The 1739-nt window shown below is 34.2% G+C and carries 1 protein-coding gene; it reads right to left on the bottom strand.

All coding sequences use genetic code 11. The annotated features are described in order from the left end of the window. Positions 1 to 122: 122 nt before the first annotated feature. Entirely contained in the window at positions 123 to 1457 is a 1335-nt protein-coding gene (locus M2475_RS11335; RefSeq protein ID WP_277491646.1) for an MATE family efflux transporter, read from the bottom strand. Positions 1458 to 1739: the final 282 nt, after the last annotated feature.

The raw sequence follows: 1739 nt of genomic DNA, 5'->3' as shown, positions 1-1739 counted from the left end.
TCCGTTAAAATATACTGAACCGCCGTATACGGAACCGTACGTACGGTGGTGTGAGAGGTCGGTAACTGAATTAATCAGTTACCTCCTACTCGATTTGATTAGAAGATAAATATGGGTTTATATTATGCGATTTGTTTTTGCTTTCTTTCTTTGAATACAAATATCCCTTCAGAAAGTATACAATGACATAATTCACCACAAAAGAATGAAAAATAAATCCCCGAGGTTCCTAATATTGGTGGTAATATTAATAAGAATAATTGAACAAATCCAATACAACGAAGAAATGATAATAGAATTGCCACAAAACTTTGTTCCATGATTTGAAAGTATAAAATGTTCATCAGTGTGATACCAATAGGGAAGAAAGCTAAGAAATAGCTTTTCATCATAGTACCTGCTTGTGTAGCGAGAGATATGTTATCGCTTACGAAAATAGATGCTAGCGTAGAACCGAAGAAATATATGATAAGGTACATCAAAGTCGTTAAGAGAAGAGATGTTTTAATTGCTATATCACAAATTTGCTTTACACTATCTTCTTCGCCTTTTCCATAGTGAAAACTCATGATAGGTTGTGCCCCTTGGGTTAAACCAATGAGCACCATGTTAAACATGGAACAGATATACATCACGATACTATAATAAGAAACACCTTCAGCACCAACATAAGCCATGAGAATCAAATTAAAACTAAAAGCTACAGCAGATTGGCTAAACTCCATTAAGAAGGTGGGAGTACCACTAGCAAATATTTTTTTAAGTGTACCTAAATCCCAATTGATTTTTTCAATATGAAGAACTCGTTCTTTTTTTAAAAAATGTGTCATGAAGATCATAACAGAAGCAGTTTGCCCAATTCCCGTAGCAATTGCTGCTCCAGCAATTCCCATATTTAAAACCATGATGAAATAGTAATCTAAAAGAATATTTATTATAGTTCCTACAAGTGTACCCATTAACTCTCGTTTTGGTGCATTGTCATTTCGAATAAAGATACTGAATCCTAGCCCTGGCATATAAATAATACCAAATAACGATATCCACCATATATATTCTTTCGCATAAGTGAGGATTTGTTGATTTGCCCCTAACAATTCACATACTTGTTCAGGAAATATTAAAACAACTACATTCAAAATAACACCGATAATGATGAGTATCGTAATACTTTGAATGAATATGGAATTGGCTTTATCGTTGGAACCACGTCCTCGATTGACAGAGAAGTGATTTGCTCCTCCAACGGCAATTAACATGACAATGGCAATTTCTAACATGATAAATGGATATACAATATTGATGGCACCAAGTGCATCTTCGCCAACCCCACGTCCAACAAAGATTCCATCTACAATATTATAAAGAGAAGATACAATCATGCCGACGACAGCAGGAATTGCATAATGAGCGAATTCCTTTCTCAAACACTTTGTTTTCATTTCTACCTTATTCATAAAAAAACACCTCCGATTGATATGATGGTGTCAGGAATAAAAAAAGGATAAACGATCCTTCAGTGCAATGGACAACCATCGTAATGAAAATCCCGCTTATCCGGTATGTTTAGAGTTACCTCCGCGTTAATGCGAAGTATATCAAATGTGAATTTAATTGTCAAATATCTTTCTGATATACAATAATATCGTAAATTGAAAAAGTAAATTCCAGTTAAAAGAAAAGAAATGGAAGTAAGACAGAGAAACAACATCCAGTTCTTTTTATTATGTCGACTTCCA

This window comes from Breznakia sp. PF5-3 (genome assembly GCF_029504745.1).
Taxonomy (GTDB): domain Bacteria; phylum Bacillota_I; class Bacilli_A; order Erysipelotrichales; family Erysipelotrichaceae; genus Breznakia.
Note: the sequence above shows the minus strand (reverse complement) of the source record. Positions and strands in the feature narration are given on the sequence as shown.